Here is a 19,349-nt window from a genome sequence, read left to right on the forward strand (position 1 = left end):
CAACCAACCCAACCAACCCAACCAACCCAACCAACCCACACCACACCACACCACACCACACCACACCCAACCACACCCAACCAATCCAACCAATCCAACCAATCCAACCAATCCAACCAATCCAACCAATCCAGCCCAACCCAAACTTTCAATAACCGGGCAATTACTGACCCTTAACAAAGAAAACGAATTGCCTGAAGGTACTGCCACTCCCATCATTTCCAGCAACTTAAATGAAATTACCCTTAATGGCAAAACCATCCAGATCCTGCCAAACGGCCTTCCTGCCGAAAAAAATATCGCAATTTCACCAAGAGAAGATGGAGACACAAGCCCTGAAATCTCCAACCTAACCTACACAGTCTGGGGGGGCCTAAGGCAGGATGAGGGAGGTCAAGCCAAGCTTTACCTTTTCGCTCACGGCCAAGCCACTGAACGCATGCCCATGACAGGCACCGCTCAATATAAAGGTAATCATTGGATCTACGACATTACCCTTGATGATTGGGGAGGCAATGCCGAGTTTGCAGTAAACTTTGGCGACAAAACGCTCGATGGCACCCTACAAACCAGTAAAAAGCCGATTCATTTGAAAGCCACCATCAGCGGCAATACCTTCTCCGGCGAACACAACGGCGTGCACACCAACGGCGGCTTCTACGGCCCTGATGCAGCAGAATTGAGCGGTGTGTATAGCAAACCCGACCAATTCAGCGGTGCCTTCGGCGCTGAAAAACAATAAGCTCACCCTTCCACCTTTACCCGCTGCCGCCCGCAGCGGGTATTTTTCATTTCCCGCCCTCAAACTGAGCTTTCAGGTAGCCTGAACCCCTCCACAAAGCTATGATGGCGCCCTCCCGCCGATTCAGGCTACCTGAAACCCTCCAATTTGTGATCCCATGACCCCGCACGACGACCTCTACCGCCATTTCGAACAGCTGACCCACCCCGACACCGAAGCCTTTGCCGAGGCCGAACACCGCCGCACGCAAAGCTGGTTGGAACAACAGCCCGACTACGCCGCCCTGCGCCAAGACATTCTCACCATGCTGCAGGACGAAAAACAGATTCCGTTCTGCCAGGAACACCGCGCGCGCATGTATCACTTCCACCTGAGCGCCGAGTTTCCCAAAGGCGTGTACCGCGTCTGCTCCGCCGCTTCCTACCGCGCCGGCCTGCCCGAATGGGAGGTGCTGTTTTCGGTGGCCGATTTCGACGACATTTTGGGTGCCGATGTTTATCTGGAAGGCGTGTCGCACCATGTGGAGCAGCCCGAACGCGCCCTGCTCTTTCTCAGCCCCGACGGCGGCGATGCCTGCTTCACGGTAGAGTTCGACTTGGCCGCACGGCAAATTGTGGCAAACGGCTTCCACTTTCCCGCCGGCAAAAACCACATCGCCTGGCGCGATGCCGACAGCGTGTGGGTGTGTCCCGCCTGGGACGAACGCCAGCTCACCGCTTCGGGCTACCCGCGCGAAGTGTGGCTGATGCGGCGCGGCCAAAGTTTCGAAGAAGCGCAGCCGGTGTTGCAGACGCCGGCCGAATCGGTGTTGGTGCACGCCTGGCGTTATCTGGACGGCCAAGGCGCGCCCATCGACCTCATCGAAGAAGCCAGCGGCTTTTTCAGCAAACAGTATTATCAGGTGGATGCCGAGGGCACGCCGCTGCCCTTGGGGCTACCTGAAAACTGCGAAGTGGTCGGCTATTTGGGCGGCCAGCTTTTGGTGCAGCTGCGCGACGGCTGGACGCGCGCCAACCGCCGCTATGCCGCCGGCAGCCTGCTGGCGGTGAAGCTGAACAAAGGCGTGCTGGGCGAAGCCTGCTGCCTGTTCGAGCCGCAACACGGGCAATCGGTGGAGAGCGTGGAAACCACCAAGCGCTTTGTGGTGGCCAGCCTGCTCGACAATGTTTCAGGTAGCCTGAAAGCCTGGCGCTTCCGCAACGGCGGCTGGGAAGCGGTCGAGCAGCTGCCCGCCCTGCCCTCGGGCGCACTGGAGCTGACCGACCAGCCGTGGGGCGGCGACGTGCTGTATATCGCCGCCAGCGATTTCCTCACCCCGCTCACCCTCTACAGCCTCGATCTGCAGCGCATGGAACTGTGCGTGCTGCGCCGTCAGCAACCGCAGTTCGACCCCGCCGGCCTGGCCGTTCAGCAACACTGGGCCGCCTCCGCCGACGGCACCGCCGTGCCCTATTACCACATCGGCAGCGGCCGGCCGGACGCCCCCACCATCGTCTATGCCTACGGCGGCTTCGGCGTGCCCGAACTGCCGCATTACCTCGGCACCATAGGCCGCCATTGGCTGGCTCGAGGCGGCGCCTTCGTGCTGGCCAATCTGCGCGGCGGCGGCGAATTCGGCCCACAATGGCATGCCGCCGCCCAAGGTGCGGCACGCAAACACAAAAGCGTGGACGACCTGTTGGCCGTGGCCGCCGATCTGGCCGAACGGCAGCTGGCCCGCCCCGAACGCATCGCCCTGCAAGGCGGCAGCAACGGCGGTCTGATCACCGCCGCCGCCTACTGCCGTGCCCCCGAGCGCATCGGCGCGCTGGTGTGCGAAGTGCCGCTGACCGACATGCTGCGCTACCCCCTGCTCTCCGCCGGCGCTTCTTGGCTGGAAGAATACGGCGATCCGGCTGACAGCGCCGATGCAGGCTACCTGAAAGCCCTGTCGCCCTACCACAATATCGTCGCCGGCCGCCCCTATCCGCCCGCCCTGATCACCACCCACCTCAGCGACGACCGCGTGCACCCCGCCCATGCCCTGAAGTTCCACGCCCGTCTGCAGGAAAACGGCGCCCCTTCCCGTCTTTACGCCCCCGCCACCGGCGGCCACACCGGCAACGCCTCGCAGGAAGAAACCACCGCCGAACTGGCCGCGGTGCTGGTTTTTCTGCGCCACGCCTTGGGCAAGCCGGCAAAATAATTTCCCAATAATCTGTTTTTAAACATGATTTTCAATTATTTGCAAACCAGGTACGCTGTGCTAATATGCGCGCCATCGGTCGGGCGGCACAGTCTCTGGCCAACGGCCTTCGCCGTCACGGCGGGCAGGCGGCACAGCCGCTGCAGGAAATGGATAGAAAACTCTAGCCAAATCCGTTACAATGGCGCCGCTTGAAACAGCCCGATTATTTATTTTTATTTCATCCGTTTTGATTAAGGACAAGGAATCACACAATGGACAACATCGAACAACGCGTGAAGACCATCGTTGCCGAACAACTGGGTAAAAGCGAAAGCGAAGTGAAAAACGAATCTTCTTTCAGCGAAGATTTGGGTGCCGACTCTCTGGACGTGGTAGAGCTGGTAATGGCTTTGGAAGAAGCTTTCGGCGTAGATATCCCCGATGAAGAGGCCGAGAAAATCACCACCGTTCAACAAGCCATCGATTTCGTTACCGCACACGCCGGCTAATCCGAACGGGGTTTCCGAATTCAAGACAACCGCCTCTGCCCTCAGGTGCGCCCACCGCACGCCTTGCGGCAGAGGCTTTCTATTGAGAGTGAAGCAATATGAGCCAAAGAAGAGTGGTGATTACCGGCTTGGGCCAGGTTTCTCCGGTCGGCAACAATGTGGCCGATGCCTGGCAAAACCTGCTGGCCGGCGTGAGCGGCATCGGCACCATCACCCGGTTTGACGCCTCCGGCCTCAACGCCCGCATTGCCGGCGAAGTGAAAGGCTTCGACATCGGCCAATACATCAGCGCCAAAGAAGCCCGCCGCATGGACGTGTTTATCCACTACGGCATCGCCGCCGCCCTGCAGGCCATTGCCGACGCCGGCTTGGACGACGTAGCCGGCTTGGATAAAGACCGCGTGGGCGTGAACATCGGCTCCGGCATCGGCGGCCTGCCCTCCATCGAAGCCACCGGCAATGTGGTCAATGCCAACGGCCCGCGCAAAATCAACCCCTTCTTTATTCCCGGCTCCCTGATCAACCTGATCGCCGGCCACATCACCATCCTGAAAGGCTACCGCGGCCCCAGCTACGGCATGGTGTCCGCCTGCACCACCGGCGCGCACAGCATCGGCGATGCCGCCCGCCTGATCAAATACGGCGATGCCGACGTGATGGTGGCCGGCGGAGCCGAAGGTGCGGTCTGCCTGCTCGGCGTCGGCGGTTTCGATGCCATGAAAGCGCTCTCCACCCGCAACGACGATCCCGCCGCCGCCTCCCGCCCTTGGGACAAAAACCGCGACGGCTTCGTGATGGGCGAAGGCGCCGGCATTTTGGTATTGGAAGAATACGAGCACGCCAAAAAACGCGGCGCCAAAATCTACGCCGAGCTGGCCGGTTTCGGCATGAGCTCCGACGCCTACCACATTACCGCGCCGAATACCGACGGCCCCGCGCTGGCGGTTACCCGCGCCCTGAAAGATGCTGGCCTCAACGCAGACGACATCGATTATGTGAACGCCCACGGCACCTCCACCCCGCTGGGCGACGCCAACGAAACCAACGCCCTGAAACTGGCATTGGGCGAACACGCCCGCAACGTGGTGGTGAACTCCACCAAATCGATGACCGGCCACCTGCTTGGCGGCGCCGGCGGCGTGGAAGCCGTTTACTCCGTGCTGGCCGTACACGAGCAGAAATCCCCGCCCACCATCAACCTGTTCGAGCAGGACATCGAAGGCGGCTGCGACTTGGACTACTGCGCCAACGAAGCGCGCGACCTGCCCATCCGCGCCGCCCTGTCCAACTCCTTCGGCTTCGGCGGCACCAACGGCACCCTGGTCTTCAAGCGCTTTAGCGGCTAAAGCATCTTTCACGATGCCCACGCCCCCCTCAGGCTACCTGAAAGCATTGCCGCGGCTTTCAGGTAGCCTGCGGTGTTTATCCCGCCTGTCCGCACAACACTGTTGAAAAATTCATGAAAATGACAAACGAGACCTTTGCAAAACTTCCAGATGTGGATGCAGTTCAAGGCGTAGCAGCGCAGCGAGTACAGACATATCATCTAGATAGGCAAGCGAACGAGCAGCGCACAACGCAGAAATGCGCCGCAGATGGGGGTGTTGCAAAGGTCCCAAACAGCGGGCAGGTCCGCCCAATCCACTTCACCAACACAAAACGAGCCGCATGAATATCTGCATCATGGGCGCCGGCGCCTGGGGCACCGCCCTCGCCATCCATTTCGCCCAACACCGCCACCGCGTGACCCTATGGAGCCGCAACCCGCAACACGCCGCCGCCATGCAGGCCGAGCGCAGCAACACAGGCTACCTGAAAGGCTTCCCCTTTCCCGATGCCTTGGCCGTTTCCTCCTCCCCCGGGCACATCCCCCATCCCGATTTGGTCATCATCGCCACACCGGTGGCCGGCCTGCGTGAAAGCCTGCAACATATGCGCGCCTGGGGCTGGGCCGACGTGCCGCTACTGGCCGCCTGCAAAGGCTTCGAGCAAAACAGCGGATTGCTGCCGCAGCAAGTGGCCGCCGCCGAGCTGCCCGGCCACAGCCGCATCGGCCTGCTTTCCGGCCCCAGCTTCGCCCAAGAACTGGCGCGGCAACTGCCCTGCGCCGTTACCCTGGCCTCTGCCGACGGCGCATGGATCGACCACCTAGCGGCCGAACTCAATTCCCCCGTGTTGCGCCTGTATGCCAACCACGACCCCGTCGGCGTAGCCGTCGGCGGCGCCGTCAAAAACGTCATGGCCATCGCCACCGGCATCGCCGACGGCTTGGAATACGGCATGAACGCCCGCGCCGCCCTCATCACCCGTGGCCTGGCCGAAATCAACCGCCTGGCGCTGTCCTTGGGCGCCCAAACCACCACCCTGCTGGGACTGGCCGGCGTCGGCGACCTCATCCTCACCTGTACCGGCTCCCTCTCGCGCAACCGCCAAGTCGGCCTCAAATTGGCCGAAGGCAAAAGCCTGCCCGACATCTTGGCCGAACTGGGCCATGTGGCCGAAGGCGTTTACACCATCCGCGAAGCCGCCGCCCAAGCCCGCCGCTGCAGCGTAGAGATGCCGATTACCTTTATCCTCAACGATCTGCTGGACGGCAAAATTGCCGTGCGCGAGGTCGCCGAACAGTTGATGGGGCGCCGGGTTCGTAACGAATCGGCATAAAACATCGGCAGCCACAGCCAGTTTCAGTATAATGCCCCCGTTTGCCGGCAGACCCGGCCGCACCGAATCACGAGATCCATGCCATGCACAGCCAATTAGAACACCTGCAGGCCTCCATCGAAGCCTTGGTCCACAAATACCAAACCGCCGCCAGCGAGAAACGCCAGCTGAAGCAGGAAGTTGACCGGCTGCAACAAGAGCAGCAACAGCTCATCCAACAGCACCGTTCGGCCGTGGAAAATCTGAATCTGAGCTACACCGACCGCCTGGGGAAATTGGAAGCCGAAGCCAACCAATACATTCTCGCCCTGCAACAAGAAAACGCCGGCTACCGCGCCATGCTCGAACAAAGCGCCGCCGACATCCGCCACTTGCTGTCCCGCCTGCCCGCCAGCGAAACACAGGAGCCCTCCGCATGAGCATCGAACAAGTCAGCGTCGACATTCTGGGCCGCCAATTCAATATCGGCACCCCCGCCAGCGAAAAAGAAACCCTGTTGCAGGCCGTGCACATGCTGAATCAGAAAATCGGCACCATCCAATCGAGCGGCCGCATTGTGGAAACCGACAAAATCGTCATCATGGCCGCTCTCAACCTGACGCACGATCTGTTGAAGATGAGCGCAAAAGACGGTTTGGCAATCGGCGAAATTGAGCGTAGAATAAGCGCCATGATAGAAAGCTGCGATAAGGTGCTCCGCACCGAAGGCTAGCATTCTTCAGATTCCGTTTTTACCCTGCGGTGCTTGCGAAGGCATACAATTCCTTTGAACCAATAAGTTCGCTTTTGGCTGCCGATTGTAGGTGGGTGTGCGCGTTCCTTGAGAATGTACCCGAAACCGACTCAGAAGTGGCCGACCTTGATTCAAAGGTTCAAGCGAATTTCGCCGGAACGGCATTTGCGGGGTTCCTTTCCACCGGTATGCGGCCGCATACCGGTTTTTCTTTATCCGCCCGCCGGACAAACACCGAAACAACACTTTTCCGGCAACGGCAAGAGAAAAGCCGCCCGCCTGCAGAATCAGCATTGACAGCCCCCATCCGAGTCTTTAAAATCGCCGGTTTCTGATATTAATTTGGATTATTCCGTTATGAAAACCTTTTCAGCCAAACCGCACGAGGTGAAGCGCGAATGGTACGTTATCGACGCCGAAGACAAAGTCTTGGGTCGCTTGGCTGCCGAAATTGCCCGTCGCCTGCGCGGTAAACATAAGCCCGAATACACCCCCCACGTTGACACCGGTGACTACATCATCGTCATCAACGCCGACAAACTGCGTGTGACCGGCGCCAAGAACGAAGACAAAATCTACTACCGCCACTCAGGTTTCCCCGGCGGTATCTACCAGCGTACTTTCCGCGAAATGCAAGACCAATTCCCCGGCCGCGCATTGGAAAAAGCCGTGAAAGGCATGCTGCCCAAAGGTCCCTTGGGCTACGCCATGATCAAAAAACTGAAAGTGTATGCCGGTGCCGAACACCAGCACGCTGCACAACAACCCAAAGTTCTCGACATTTAAGGACGCGACATGAACGGTAAATATTATTACGGCACTGGCCGTCGCAAAAGTTCTGTGGCTCGTGTATTCCTGCAAAAAGGCAGCGGCCAGATCATCGTAAACGGCCGCCCGGTAGACGAGTTTTTCGCCCGTGAAACCAGCCGCATGGTGGTGCGCCAACCCTTGGTACTGACTGAAAACGCCGAAGCGTTCGACATCAAAGTTACCGTAACCGGCGGCGGCGAAACCGGCCAATCCGGCGCCATCCGTCACGGCATTACCCGCGCCCTGATTGACTACGATGCCGCCCTGAAACCCGCTCTGTCTCAAGCCGGCTTCGTCACCCGCGACGCCCGCGAAGTTGAGCGTAAAAAGCCCGGCCTGCGCAAAGCCCGCCGCGCCAAACAGTTCTCCAAACGTTAATTGGATGGAATCGACAAAAAGAGCCTCAGGGCTCTTTTTTGTTTCAGGTAGCCTTAACGCCCATAGAACCGACATCAAACAAGGTCATCATCAAGCTGCGACTGTCTGTCGAAGCACCGCCAACAAACAGGCTGAGACCTTTGCACCCCCCAGATGTGGATGCAGTTCAAGGCGTAGCAGCGCAGCGAGTGCAGACATATCATCTAGATAGGCAAGCGAGCGAGCAGCGCACAACGCAGAAATGCGCCGCAGATGGGGGTTTTGCAAAGGTCTCAGGCTACCTGAAAACCATTTGGCCCCAACCCACCCACACAAACTTCCCGAGCTTATGATTTATCCCAAAACCTACGACGTCATCGTGGTCGGCGGCGGACACGCCGGCACCGAGGCCGCCTTGGCCGCCGCACGCATGGGCGCGCAAACCCTGCTGCTTACCCACAATATCGAAACGCTGGGTCAAATGTCGTGCAACCCTTCTATCGGCGGCATCGGCAAAGGCCATTTGGTGCGCGAAGTGGATGCGCTCGGCGGTGCCATGGCGCTGGCCACCGATATGTCCGGCATCCAATTCCGCCGCTTAAACGCCAGCAAAGGCGCTGCCGTGCGCGCCACCCGAGCCCAGGCCGACCGCATGCTTTACAAAGCCGCCATCCGCGAGATGCTGGAAAACCAGCCCAATCTCGACATTTTTCAGCAGGCGGTGGAAGACATCAGCGTGGAAGGCGACCGCGCCAACGGCGTAAGCACCCAAATGGGCGTGACATTCCAAGCCCGTGCCGTGGTGCTCACCGCAGGCACCTTCCTGGCCGGCAAAATCCACATCGGCTTGGAAAACTACGCCGGCGGCCGCGCCGGCGACCCCGCCGCACAAGGCTTGTCGGGCCGCCTGAAAGAGCTGGCGCTGCCCGTTGCCCGCCTCAAAACCGGCACCCCGCCGCGCATCGACGGCCGCACCATCGATTTTTCCCAGCTCACCGAACAGCCCGGCGATACCCCCGTGCCCGTATTCTCCGTGCGCGGCAGCGCCGAACTACACCCGCGCCAAGTATCGTGCTGGATTACCCACACCAACCTGCACACCCACGACATCATCCGCTCCGGTTTCGACCGCAGCCCCATGTTTACCGGCAAAATCGAAGGCGTCGGCCCGCGCTACTGCCCCTCGATTGAAGACAAAATCAACCGCTTCGCCGACAAAGACAGCCATCAGATTTTCCTCGAACCCGAAGGGCTAACCACCAACGAATACTACCCCAACGGCATTTCCACCAGCCTGCCCTTCGACATCCAGCTCGCCCTCGTGCGCTCCATGAAAGGCTTGGAAAACGCCCACATCCTGCGCCCCGGCTACGCCATCGAATACGACTATTTCGACCCGCGCAACCTCAAAGCCAGTCTCGAAACCAAAACCATAGCCGGCCTGTTTTTCGCCGGCCAAATCAACGGCACCACCGGCTACGAAGAAGCCGCCGCCCAAGGCCTGCTGGCGGGCGCCAACGCCGTGCAATACATCCGCGAGCAAGAACCGCTCACCCTGCGCCGCGAACAAGCCTACCTCGGCGTCTTGGTGGACGACTTAATCACCAAAGGCGTGAACGAACCCTACCGCATGTTCACCAGCCGCGCCGAATACCGCCTGCAACTGCGCGAAGACAACGCCGACATGCGTCTCACCGAAGCCGGCTACCAAATCGGCCTCGTAACCGAACAGCAATGGCAGCAGTTCGACCAAAAACGCGAACAAATCGAACGCGAAATCCAACGCCTACGCAGCACCTGGTACACCCCCGCCAAGCTGCCCGAGAGCGAGCAGGAGCGCGTGTTCGGCCAAAAACTCTCCCGCGAAGCCAACCTGCACGACCTCCTGCGCCGCCCCAATATCGACTACGCCGCCCTGATGACCCTGCCCGACGCCGTCCCGGCAGACAGGCTACCTGAAAACGTCATCGAACAAGTAGAAATCCAAGTCAAATACCAAGGCTACATCGACCGCCAAAACGAAGAAATCGACAGCCGCAAAGACTTGGAGGCCCTCAGGCTGCCCGCCGACATCGACTACGCCAAAGTCAAAGGCCTGTCTGCCGAAGTGCAGCAGAAACTCAACCAAAACCGCCCCGAAACCGTCGGCCAAGCCAGCCGCATTTCCGGCATTACCCCCGCCGCCATCGCCCTGTTGATGGTGCATTTGAAACGCGGCTTCAAAGATGCAAAATAAGTTTCAGGTAGCCCCAACCAGGCTACCTGAAATCCCAGCCTGAGACCTTTGCAAAACCCTCAGATGTGGATGCAGTTCAAGGCGTAGCAGCACAGCGAACGTGAACGTCAGGAATCCCTGTGGGACAGACATATCATTAAGATAGGCAAGCGAGCGAGCAGTACCCATAGGGCATAAACGCACAACGCAGAAATGCGCCGCAGATGGGGGTTTTGCAAAGGTCTCAGCCTTAGAGCGGGCATCCCTGCCCGCCGTCATGCAGTAAACAACACAGGCAGGCAAGGGGCCCACCCCCGCTTAGCAAGCAAAAGGCTACCTGAACGCCTTTCAGGTAGCCTGCCTACACAGCGCGATAATCAGTCTTCGAAGCGGTTTTCGGTTTCCGGCACGTCGTCGGCATCCTTCATCGCATCGCTCACGGTTTGGGCAATCGGATTGATGCCGCTCTGCTCGCGCACAATCTCTTTCTGTCGCTCTGTGAGCGGGGGATGCACCTCGGTGGCCTCGGCTTCGCGTCGGCGCTCCATCTCTTCGAAACTTTCGTAGGGTTGGGGTTTGACTTTGCTTAAATCTACGTCGTCATGTTTGAATATGCTCATAACAGCTCCTTTTCTCGGGTGTGCGGGCAGAACATACCACATTGCGGCCTTGAGTGCGATGTGCCGGCGGCCGGTATTTTCAGATAAGATTACGCCTGCACGATTTGACGAAAGACATCATGGACAACAAACAAAAACTACAGCAAGGCCTGCAACAGCTGGGGCTGACGCTTTCCACCGCCCAACAACTGCTGCTGCTCGAATACGTGGCCCTGCTGAAAAAATGGAACAGCACCTACAACCTCACCGCCCTGCGCGACGAAACCACAATGATCAGCCACCACGTGCTCGACAGCCTCACCCTGCTGCCTTATGTGAAAGACGCGCAAACCCTGATGGACGTAGGCTCCGGCGGCGGTATGCCCGGCATTCCCACCGCCATCTGCCGCCCCGATTTGCAGATCACGCTGTTGGATTCGAACACCAAAAAAACCACCTTTTTGCAGCAAGCCGTCATCGAGCTGGGCTTGAACAACGTAACCGTGGCCAGCGGCCGCGTGGAAGCCATGCACGACAAGAAAGTGGACGTGGTGACCAGCCGCGCCTTTGCCGAACTGGCCGACTTTATCGCGCTCACCAAACACCTGTTGAATGCCAACGGCTATTGGGCGGCGATGAAGGGCGTGTATCCCTATGAAGAGTTGGAGCACGTGCCCGACACGGTGGCCGTGCTTCAAGTGGACAAACTGAACGTGCCGATGCTGGAAGCCGAGCGCCATATGGTGTTGATGCGGCCCAAGCAGGCATAAACCGGGGAGGCAGACCATGAGCGCCAACATTCTGGCGGTGGCCAACCAAAAAGGCGGGGTGGGCAAAACCACCACCGCCGTCAATCTGGCCGCCTCGCTGGCCGCACGCGGCAAGCGGGTATTGGTGGTGGATCTCGATCCGCAGGGCAACGCCACCACCGGCAGCGGCATCGACAAAAGCAGCCTGAAAAACGGCATCTACCAAGTGCTGCTCGGCGAAAGCGAAGCGGCCGAGGCCAAGTTGCACAGCGAAGCGGGGGGCTACGATGTGCTGGCGGCCAACCGTTCGCTGGCCGGCGCCGAAGTGGAGCTGATTCAGGAAATCGCCCGCGAAATGCGTTTGAAAAACGCCCTGCTGCCCTTGAGCGGAGACTATGATTTTATCCTGATCGACTGCCCGCCCACGCTCACCCTGCTCACCCTCAACGGCTTGGTGGCCGCCCACGGCGTGCTGGTGCCGATGGTGTGCGAATACTATGCGCTGGAAGGCATTTCCGATTTGGTGGCCACCGTGCGCAAAATCCGCCAAGCCATCAACCCGCAGCTCGACATCGCCGGCATTGTGCGCACGCTCTACAACCCGCAAAGCCGGCTAGCTTTGGAAGTGAGCGAACAGTTGGAGCAGCATTTCGGCAACAAAGTGTTCGCCACCACCATTCCGCGCAACATCCGCCTGGCCGAAGCACCCAGCCACGGTATGCCGGCGCTGGCCTACGACCCCAAAGCCAAAGGCACGCTGGCCTATCTGGCGCTGGCCGACGAACTGCTGGCCCGCTTTGCCTGAGCAAAGCCCGTACACCCGGCTCCGCCCAAACGCCTGCCTGAAGCTTTCAGGTAGCCTGTACCACCCCACACTGATCACCCCAAAACCATGGCCCAATTCTTCGCAATCCACCCCGACAACCCCCAAGAACGGCTGGTCAAACAGGCCGCCGACATCGTCCGCAACGGCGGCGTGATCGTTTACCCCACCGATTCCTGCTACGCGCTGGGCTGTCATCTGGGCGACAAAGCCGCCATGGAGCGCATTCTCGCCATCCGCCAAATCGACCTGCGCCACCACCTCACCCTGATGTGTGCCGACCTCTCCGAGCTGGGCACCTACGCCAAAGTGGACAACAGCCAGTTCCGCCAGCTCAAAGCCGCCACCCCCGGCGCCTACACCTTCATCCTGCCCGCCACCAAAGAAGTGCCCAACCGCACCCTGCACCCGAAGCGCAAAACCATCGGCCTGCGCGTGCCCGACAACCGCATCGCCCTGGCCCTGTTGGCCGAACTGGGCGAACCCATGCTTTCCTGCACCCTGATGCTGCCCGAAGACAGCGAACCGCTGACCGACCCCTACGAAATCCGCGACCGCCTCGAACACAGCGTGGACCTGGTCATCGACGGCGGCTGGTGCGGCACCGAGCCCACCACCGTCATCGACATGACCGACGGCACCGAACTCATCCGCCAAGGTGCGGGCGACGCCGCCGTGTTCGGCCTGTAAAAACCTGCTCCAAACCGTAACCAACCGCACATCCTGCCGCAACAGGCTACCTGAAACCCGCTTTCAGGTAGCCTGAGACCTTTGCAAACCCCCATCTGCGGCGCATTTCTGCGTTGTGCGTTTATGCCCTATGGGTACTGCTCACTCGCTTGCCTATCTAGATGATATGTCTGCGTTCGCTGCGCTGCTACGCCTTGAACTGCATCCACATCTGGGGGTTTTGCAAAGGCCTCAGCCTGTTTGCATTCGGCCGCGCCCGCAGGCAGACGCCCATTTTGCAAAACTTCTGCCGATTATGGTTAATTTACGTTTACCGCCAAACAATATCCGCCAAAAGCAAGCATCTCATTTCAATCAATAAATTTAAATTAGAGAATCACCCTAAACTGGCATGATTCCTGCTAGTAACTTGTTTTGCTTCTAAAGACAACACAGCGAACAAGGTTTTTCCCATAATGGCCCGTTTAAAAACATCTTCCCGTAACCAAACCAGCCGCCCCGCCAGAAAGAAATCCGGCGGCACCGGCAGTGCCGGCCGCATTCTCGGCCTGCTGCTTGTGTTGGCGCTGCTCGGCGGCGGCGCCTTCCTCTATCTGAATCCGCAGGCATTGGACCAACTCAAAGCGGCCGCCGGCTTGGCCGAAGCACCGGCAGCAGCGTCGGCAACACCCGCCACACCTGCTGCCGATCCGGCAGCGCCGGCCCAGCCCGCTTTGGTATTCGAAGCCGATCCCGCCGCTGCCGAAACGCTCAACACCGCCAAAATGATGGTGAATATGCGCTTTAAAGAAGGCAAAACCCTGACCGACATCAACGAGCCGTTCAAGCTGTCGGCCTCGGAAAAGCAGCACTGGCAAAGCGTACACATCAACCAAGGCACGGTGTCCGCCGTCCATGTCAACAGCAACCCCGACCACCCCATGGTGCTGCTGCCGATGCAACACAACGGCGAATTGGTTTGGGTATGCGCCGGAGACGTACCTGCCGCACTCGAAAGCGTGTGCACCTCATAAAAACGGCGGTTTCCACCACCCCCTCAGGCTGCCCGAACCCGTTTCAGGTAGCCTGAGACCTTTGCAAACCCCCCAGATGTGGATGCAGTTCAAGGCGTAGCAGCGCAGTGAGCGAAGACATATCACATAGATAGGCAAGCGAGCGAGCAGCGCACAACGCAGAAATGCGCCGCAGATGGGGCTTTTGCAAAGGTCTCAGCCTGTTTTGCATCCGTTTCCCATGCAACGCAACACGGAGCAGGCCGAAACCTCGACAACACCCCAAGCGAATGCGAACGCTGGAAATCCGCGTGGAGCAAACCGAACAAACCAAGCTAAGTAAACGGGTAAACACTTCAGAACGTCAACAGAACATCAACGCAAATGCAGCCATGCGCCGCAGCTGGCCTCTTGCAAAGGTCTCAGCCTTTTATTTGGCGCTATAATCCCGCCATTTCCTCATCCGAAAGTATCCGCCGATGAACGATTGGCAACGCGGCCGCTGGCAGCAGGCCGTCCAACAACACTCCCCCAACTGCAGCCCGCGCCCCGAAGGCGAAACGGTTTCCCTGGTGGTGTTGCACAATATTTCCCTACCCCCGTTCGAATACGGCAGCGGTGCCGTAGAAGCGTTGTTCACCAACCGCATCCGGCCCGACGCCCATCCCTTTTTCTCCCAGCTCAGCCAACTGCGCGTGTCCAGCCATTTTCTGATTGAACGCAACGGGCGCACCGTACAATTTGTCTCCTGCGATGACGCCGCCTATCACGCCGGCGTGTCCGCTTTCCGCGGCCGCCAAGCTTGCAATGCCTTTTCCGTCGGCATCGAATTGGAAGGCTGCGATTTCGAGCCCTTTACCGAAGCCCAATACGCCGCCCTGCTCCCGCTGCTGCACAGCCTCATCCGCGCCTACCCGATTGAAGCCGTCATCGGCCACCAACACATCGCCCCCGGCCGCAAAAGCGACCCCGGCCATTTTTTCGACTGGGCCGCCCTGCAAGCCGCCGGCCTGCCGGTAGCGGAAGAAGTATTTACAGCAGACACGCCGCCGCCATAAAAACTTTGAACAACTCAGGCTACCTGAACGCCCGACAGCCGGCGGCTACAGATTTTTACGCAGCGCATTCCGCCGCCAGCCAATCAACGGCAACCCCTTGCGCCGATTTTGGTTATAATCCGCCGGCAAAGACGGACTGCCCACACCATCGGAACCGCCCATGAGCCAGAACACCTTACTTCTCATCGCCATTTTGATTTTCGCGCCGATTTTCGGCGTCTTGCTGTACAACACCTATCAGGAAAAAAAATACCGCGATGCGGTGCGCGCCCAATTCGGCCATGCCGATAAAGACGCCCTGCTCGAAAGCCGCACCCATTCCGTGCGCGACGGCCAAACCGCCGCCAACGCCCCTGTTGCAGAGGAAACGGATGCCGGCCAAACTGCCGAACCCGCCCTGCTGAAGCCTTCTTTCACCCGCCAAACCGCCCTATCCGAAGCAGACGCGGCCGAAGACCAAACCGTATTGCCGCCGCCCGCACCTGCGCAGGCCGACACCCCCGCCGAGCCGGTGTTGCAAACCGCGCCGGCCGCCGCCCCGCCCGCTTTCTCTTTCAAAAAAGTGCCGGTGGCCCAACCGTCGCAAACCCAATCTGCCGCCAAACAAAAGCTGCTGCTCGACCTGCACGACCTGGCCAAACAGGAACTGCCGTGGTTTGACAGCCGCTTCGACTACCTGGCCTACATCGCCCTCAAAGAGCCGCAAGAGCTGCACGCCATGCCGCGCCTCTCCAGCAACCGCCGCTTCCGCATTGCCGGCTGCACCATGGACGACCGCTTCCAAATCGCCGAGCCCATTCCCAGCGTCTATTACCAAGGCTTCGTCATCGGCCTGCAGGCCATCAACCGCAACGGCCTGGCCAGCATTGCCGAATTGGAGCAGTTCGGCGAACAGGCCAACGCCTTTGCCGAAAAAATGGACGGCGGCCTGCTGCTCACCGACATCGACACCTTCCTCAGCGTCGCCCGCCCGCTGGACGATTTATGCGCCCGCGTTGACCAAACCATCGCCATCCACTTGGTGTCGCGCAACAACATCAGCGGCGTGGAGCTGCGCAACGCCGTAGAACGCCAAGGTTTCGAGCTCTCGCACGACGGCATGTTCTACCTCAACAATCCCAAAGGCGAACCGCTGTTTGCCATCTCCACCCTCGACAACAGCGCCTTCACCTCCGCCCTGCTTTCTTCGCAAAACTACCGCGGCTTCAGCATGCTGTTCGACGCCCCGCACATCCCCGACGGCGAGAAAAACTTCAACCGCTTCATGGACATCGCCGTCAAACTTTCCAGCATGCTCGGCCTGGACCTGGTGAACGACAAACTGGAAGAACTCTCCACCCAATGGCTGAAAGAAGTGCGCCGCTACGTGGTGGAGCGCCAAGACGAAATGAAACAGGTCGGCATCGAGCCCGGCGGCGAACTGGCCCAACGCCTGTTCTCTTAACCCCCCATCTTTCAAAAACAGTTAGAGGCTACCTGAAACCTTCAGGTAGCCTCTAATTTTATTATGGCCGGGTATCCAAACTGCCTGCCGTTAACACATGCAACGACAGGGTGGCATACCGCAGTCATCACAACGGCTGCGGTGATAGCCGCCGCAATATTCACAAGTGTAACCGGACATATTCAAAAGACGGTATTTCATCATTACATTCCTTTCAAACAATGTTTACTAAAGAAGTTTAATACTAGCATTAAATAATCAAAAAGAAAACTATAGTACTCTTTTTGAATTTCATAGAAGGTTGATAAAAATCAAGCCATACCTGGATACTGCCACTATGGAAAAACAGGCAGAAATCCACCACTACCGGCTCTTATTCGCACGCAATATGCGCCAAATCAGACGGCTGAAAGACATTTCCCAAGAAGAGCTGGCGTTTCAGGCCGGGATCAGCCGAGCTTACTTAGGCGACATCGAGCGCGGCAACCGTTCGGTTTCAATTGACGTGATGGGCAGTATTGCCGATGCTTTACAAACCCCGCTCAACCAACTACTGCAAACAGACTTAACCTTGCGCTTGGATACATCATCACAACCCAAAAAAGGTTAAATAAAATCAAAAATTAATCCGGTAATAAGGCTACCTGAAAACTTTCAGGTAGCCTTTCTTCATGCTCGGCAACCTGATGCCAACACTTCCTAACAACCCGCCTGCTACAATAAGCCCGCCAATTGTTCTGCCAAGCCAGCCCCACCACACCCATCCAGAATGATGAAGATTTTTCCCCTATGCCTGCTGCTGTTTGCCGCCCTGCCCCTGCAGGCGCAAACCGCGGCTTCCGACGTTCCGCCGCCGCCCGCGCCGGAGCCGGTTTACATTTGCCAAACAGACGACGGCCGCACCGTGCGCACCGCCGTGCCGCAAGGCCGCTGCCGTCCCTTCAGCCGCGAAGAAACCGTCCGCCTGGGCGTAGAGGAAACCGAAGCCTCCGAACCCGCGGCCGCGGCCAAGCCTGCCGGCCAAACCGACACGCCGCGCGCCTATATCTGCCAAACGCCCGACGGCAAAGCCGTATTTGTTTCGCAGCCGCAAGGCCGCTGCCAGCCCTCCCACATGGACGGCGCCCAAATCGACACCTCGCCCGTGGCCGCCGCCGACCAAGAATTGGCCAAAATCTGGCAGGCCGCCGAGGCCGAGGCCGAAGCCGGCGATGTACAGGTTTTGCCCAGCATGCAGGTGATTTTGCGCCAACAGCAGGCCGCTGCCCAAACCACCGTCAGCACCAGCATCCGCCGCCCGCCGCCGCGCTATGTGCCCCCGCCCAAACCGCCCAGCCGCCGCGAGCTGGTGGAGCGCGACATCCGCCGCGAAGAACGCGCCCTCGCCCGCGAAGAGAGCGAGCTGGCCGCCGCCCGCCTGAGCCGCAATGCCGAACGCATCCGCCGTCTGAGTCAAACCGTGAACGAGCGGCGCAGCGGCTTGCGGGCCTTGCGCGAAGAATTGCGCCGCTATCCGTGAAACAGGCAAAATCGGGCGGCCGCAATCGGCTGCCAGCCCTTTCAGGTAGCCCCCATCAGAACAGATTATTGTCCCAACAGGCTACCTGAAACCCTCCCTCCCGCCGGCCACCGGCCCGCACACACCAAATAGACAGCCATGACGAACCCATCCCCCACTCTTGTGTTAATCGGCGGCAGCGGCTTAATCGGCCGCCACTTGGCCGCCTTCTTCCGCCAAGACGGTTGGCGCGTGCTCATCGTCAGCCGTGATCCCAACCGCGCACGCGAAGATTTGGGCGGCCAATACGAATACGTCGCCTCCCTCAACCATCTGTATGCCGACATGCCCATCGACCTGGTGGTCAATCTGGCCGGCGCCTCCATCGGCGAAGGCAAATGGACGCCGCAACGCAAGCAAGCCTTGCTGGACAGCCGCCTGCAACCCACCCGTGCACTGGGCGAATGGCTGCAACAGCGTACGCCCGACAAGCGCCCCAAACTGGTGGTGCAGGCTTCGGCCGTCGGCTACTACGGCAACGGCCGTGCCGACGGTTGGCCGCACTGCACCGAAAGTGCGCCGCCGCAGACGGTTTTCCCTTCCCAGCTGTGCCAACAATGGGAAGCCGCGGCCAAGGAAGCGGCGCAGGCGGCCGGCGTGCCGCTGGTCATCTGCCGCTTCGGCGTGGTATTGGCCCGCGACGGCGGCATCCTGCCCCAGCTGTTAAAACCCGTGGCTTGGTGCGTCGGCAACATCGGCAGCGGCGAACAGCCGCTGGCTTGGATCCACATTGACGATGTGGCGCACGGCATCCGCTTTCTCTACCGCCTGCCGCCGGAGCGCCGCCGGGCGGTGTACAACTTCACCGCGCCGCAGCTCAGCACCCAGGCCGATTTCGCCCGTGCCGCCGCCAGCGCCCTGCGGCGGCCGCTGCTGCTCGGCATCCCCGCCGCCCTGATGCGCGGCATCATGGGCGAACAGGCCGATTTGGTGCTGGAAGGCCAGTTTGTCGTCCCCCAAGCTTTGCTGGCCGACGGCTACCGCTTCCGTTTTCCTGAGCTGCCGCAGGCTTTGGCCGATTTGCTGAACGTTCAATAAAAAACGAACCGCCTGCCCCGCCGCCGCGCCACCCAAGCAAGCGGAGAACGCAGTGAACGGCGTCCAACTGTGCCTTCCTGCTCCGTTCTGCCGCCAAATTCCGCCTGTGCCGCCAGGCGGAAAATGCGGCCGCAACGGGGTTTAGAGTGCTTATTCTTTTAAAATTCAATAGAAACATTAAGTTATGGATTGACGACTCTAGGA

General features: G+C 59.5%; 21 protein-coding genes, 1 other RNA gene and 2 pseudogenes. 20 read left to right on the plus strand and 4 right to left on the minus strand.

Features of this window, described 5'->3' with window-relative positions:
• The 10 genes from HMPREF9371_RS12195 to rpsI all read left to right on the plus strand — a co-directional run.
• A partial coding sequence (locus HMPREF9371_RS12195) for a transferrin-binding protein-like solute binding protein (protein WP_083814006.1) occupies positions 1-742 on the plus strand: 742 nt, incomplete at its 5' end.
• 157 nt (positions 743-899) lie between these two features.
• Positions 900-2,927 (plus strand): prolyl oligopeptidase family serine peptidase, encoded by a 2,028-nt coding sequence (locus HMPREF9371_RS09670; protein WP_009119917.1) that lies wholly within the window; start codon positions 900-902, stop codon positions 2,925-2,927.
• A 254-nt stretch (positions 2,928-3,181) separates the two neighbouring features.
• Positions 3,182-3,418: an acyl carrier protein gene (acpP, locus tag HMPREF9371_RS09675; RefSeq protein WP_009119918.1), complete on the plus strand. Its 237-nt coding sequence runs from the start codon at positions 3,182-3,184 to the stop codon at positions 3,416-3,418.
• Positions 3,419-3,516: 98 nt separating this feature from the next.
• Positions 3,517-4,764 (plus strand): beta-ketoacyl-ACP synthase II, encoded by a 1,248-nt coding sequence (gene fabF, locus HMPREF9371_RS09680; protein WP_009119919.1) that lies wholly within the window; start codon positions 3,517-3,519, stop codon positions 4,762-4,764.
• A 322-nt stretch (positions 4,765-5,086) separates the two neighbouring features.
• Positions 5,087-6,079 (plus strand): NAD(P)H-dependent glycerol-3-phosphate dehydrogenase, encoded by a 993-nt coding sequence (locus tag HMPREF9371_RS09685; RefSeq protein WP_009119921.1) that lies wholly within the window; start codon positions 5,087-5,089, stop codon positions 6,077-6,079.
• Positions 6,080-6,162: 83 nt separating this feature from the next.
• On the plus strand, positions 6,163-6,498 hold the full coding sequence (locus HMPREF9371_RS09690; protein WP_009119922.1) for a hypothetical protein: 336 nt from the start codon (positions 6,163-6,165) through the stop codon (positions 6,496-6,498).
• Positions 6,495-6,791: a cell division protein ZapA gene (locus HMPREF9371_RS09695; protein WP_009119923.1), complete on the plus strand. Its 297-nt coding sequence runs from the start codon at positions 6,495-6,497 to the stop codon at positions 6,789-6,791. Before HMPREF9371_RS09690 ends, HMPREF9371_RS09695 begins: the two co-directional genes overlap by 4 nt.
• A gap of 18 nt (positions 6,792-6,809) precedes the next feature.
• Positions 6,810-6,990: non-coding RNA, 6S RNA (gene ssrS, locus HMPREF9371_RS12205), on the plus strand.
• A 179-nt stretch (positions 6,991-7,169) separates the two neighbouring features.
• Positions 7,170-7,598: a 50S ribosomal protein L13 gene (rplM, locus tag HMPREF9371_RS09700; RefSeq protein ID WP_009119924.1), complete on the plus strand. Its 429-nt coding sequence runs from the start codon at positions 7,170-7,172 to the stop codon at positions 7,596-7,598.
• A gap of 9 nt (positions 7,599-7,607) precedes the next feature.
• On the plus strand, positions 7,608-8,000 hold the full coding sequence (gene rpsI / locus HMPREF9371_RS09705; protein WP_009119925.1) for a 30S ribosomal protein S9: 393 nt from the start codon (positions 7,608-7,610) through the stop codon (positions 7,998-8,000).
• Between the two features lie 74 nt (positions 8,001-8,074).
• Here rpsI and HMPREF9371_RS13665 read toward each other — a convergent pair.
• Positions 8,075-8,315 (minus strand): annotated as a pseudogene (locus HMPREF9371_RS13665) (hypothetical protein).
• A 13-nt stretch (positions 8,316-8,328) separates the two neighbouring features.
• Between HMPREF9371_RS13665 and mnmG the strand changes: the two are divergent.
• On the plus strand, positions 8,329-10,215 hold the full coding sequence (mnmG, locus tag HMPREF9371_RS09710; RefSeq protein WP_009119926.1) for a tRNA uridine-5-carboxymethylaminomethyl(34) synthesis enzyme MnmG: 1,887 nt from the start codon (positions 8,329-8,331) through the stop codon (positions 10,213-10,215).
• A 3-nt stretch (positions 10,216-10,218) separates the two neighbouring features.
• Here mnmG and HMPREF9371_RS13670 read toward each other — a convergent pair.
• Positions 10,219-10,457 (minus strand): annotated as a pseudogene (locus HMPREF9371_RS13670) (ATP-dependent exonuclease).
• 114 nt (positions 10,458-10,571) lie between these two features.
• Entirely contained in the window at positions 10,572-10,814 is a 243-nt protein-coding gene (locus HMPREF9371_RS09715; RefSeq protein WP_009119927.1) for a hypothetical protein, read from the minus strand.
• A 119-nt stretch (positions 10,815-10,933) separates the two neighbouring features.
• On the opposite strand from HMPREF9371_RS09715, the gene rsmG reads away from it, so the two are divergent.
• From rsmG to HMPREF9371_RS09735, 4 genes are all read left to right on the plus strand, one after another.
• Positions 10,934-11,563: a 16S rRNA (guanine(527)-N(7))-methyltransferase RsmG gene (gene rsmG, locus HMPREF9371_RS09720; RefSeq protein ID WP_040660472.1), complete on the plus strand. Its 630-nt coding sequence runs from the start codon at positions 10,934-10,936 to the stop codon at positions 11,561-11,563.
• A 16-nt stretch (positions 11,564-11,579) separates the two neighbouring features.
• Positions 11,580-12,347 (plus strand): ParA family protein, encoded by a 768-nt coding sequence (locus HMPREF9371_RS09725; RefSeq protein ID WP_009119929.1) that lies wholly within the window; start codon positions 11,580-11,582, stop codon positions 12,345-12,347.
• A gap of 87 nt (positions 12,348-12,434) precedes the next feature.
• Entirely contained in the window at positions 12,435-13,055 is a 621-nt protein-coding gene (locus HMPREF9371_RS09730) for an L-threonylcarbamoyladenylate synthase (RefSeq protein ID WP_009119930.1), read from the plus strand.
• A gap of 455 nt (positions 13,056-13,510) precedes the next feature.
• A complete protein-coding gene (locus tag HMPREF9371_RS09735) occupies positions 13,511-14,068 on the plus strand; it encodes a hypothetical protein (RefSeq protein ID WP_009119932.1) in 558 nt (185 codons plus the stop codon).
• 43 nt (positions 14,069-14,111) lie between these two features.
• Here the strand turns inward: HMPREF9371_RS09735 and HMPREF9371_RS13675 are convergent, their stop codons facing one another.
• A complete protein-coding gene (locus HMPREF9371_RS13675; RefSeq protein WP_009119933.1) occupies positions 14,112-14,279 on the minus strand; it encodes a hypothetical protein in 168 nt (55 codons plus the stop codon).
• Positions 14,280-14,526: 247 nt separating this feature from the next.
• Between HMPREF9371_RS13675 and ampD the strand changes: the two genes are divergently transcribed.
• From ampD to HMPREF9371_RS09760, 5 genes are all read left to right on the plus strand, one after another.
• A complete protein-coding gene (ampD, locus tag HMPREF9371_RS09740) occupies positions 14,527-15,105 on the plus strand; it encodes a 1,6-anhydro-N-acetylmuramyl-L-alanine amidase AmpD (protein WP_009119935.1) in 579 nt (192 codons plus the stop codon).
• A gap of 160 nt (positions 15,106-15,265) precedes the next feature.
• The gene (locus HMPREF9371_RS09745; RefSeq protein ID WP_009119936.1) at positions 15,266-16,549 is read left to right on the plus strand and encodes a cell division protein ZipA C-terminal FtsZ-binding domain-containing protein; all 1,284 of its coding nucleotides are present in this window, start codon (positions 15,266-15,268) and stop codon (positions 16,547-16,549) included.
• Positions 16,550-16,886: 337 nt separating this feature from the next.
• Positions 16,887-17,159, plus strand: coding sequence for a helix-turn-helix domain-containing protein (locus HMPREF9371_RS09750; protein WP_040660474.1), 273 nt, complete (start codon positions 16,887-16,889; stop codon positions 17,157-17,159).
• Positions 17,160-17,318: 159 nt separating this feature from the next.
• Positions 17,319-18,068: a hypothetical protein gene (locus HMPREF9371_RS09755; protein WP_009119939.1), complete on the plus strand. Its 750-nt coding sequence runs from the start codon at positions 17,319-17,321 to the stop codon at positions 18,066-18,068.
• 138 nt (positions 18,069-18,206) lie between these two features.
• Positions 18,207-19,145 carry a TIGR01777 family oxidoreductase gene (locus tag HMPREF9371_RS09760; protein ID WP_009119940.1) on the plus strand — a complete coding sequence of 313 codons (939 nt, stop codon included), beginning with the start codon at positions 18,207-18,209 and terminating at the stop codon, positions 19,143-19,145.
• Positions 19,146-19,349: the final 204 nt, after the last annotated feature.

Source organism: Neisseria shayeganii 871, assembly GCF_000226875.1.
Classification (GTDB): domain Bacteria; phylum Pseudomonadota; class Gammaproteobacteria; order Burkholderiales; family Neisseriaceae; genus Eikenella; species Eikenella shayeganii.